The 521-nt window shown below is 39.5% G+C and carries 1 pseudogene; it reads left to right on the forward strand.

The window, feature by feature from the left end:
* Positions 1-521 (forward strand): annotated as a pseudogene (locus tag DRF57_RS23855) (hypothetical protein); the annotation flags it as partial.

Genomic DNA, 521 nt, shown 5'->3' on the forward strand with positions numbered 1-521 from the left:
ATTCCTGCCGGATTGAAGATGATGTCACTCAAAACACCAAAGAACCTCAAAACAAATTTGCGGCCTTTACCCAACAAGGAAATGAGAAAGTAAATTTCCCAAAAGCTTTTGAATATCTCTTTAACCGATATTATGAGCTCAAAGATGCACCTGTAAAAAACAGGAATACAGCAGAAGATTCTCCTTATACAGATTTTCGCTTCCACTCCCAGCTTATGGAAGCGGACAACGGAGACAAGGCAATGCTTTTCCCCGTCATAAAAGGTAATAAAGTAATTGGGCTTATGATAGGACTTTTGGAGAAAGAAGAGACTTATCTCAGGTATTATGAAATAGCTGCTACATATGATCAGTATAGTTTTGCAGTGAATTCTTTTCAGAAGTTAGCAGATAAATATTCAGGAGTAAATAGCAGAGGTATTGTAGGCAGTGGTAGTAATACTGATATCCCTGAAATTATAGTTGGACCTCCGAGAGGTGGGGGAGGAATGTATTTCCCTCCTTACGACGGTGGAGGTGGA

It is taken from the genome of Chryseobacterium rhizosphaerae, from assembly GCF_003385455.1.
Classification (GTDB): Bacteria; Bacteroidota; Bacteroidia; order Flavobacteriales; family Weeksellaceae; genus Chryseobacterium; species Chryseobacterium rhizosphaerae.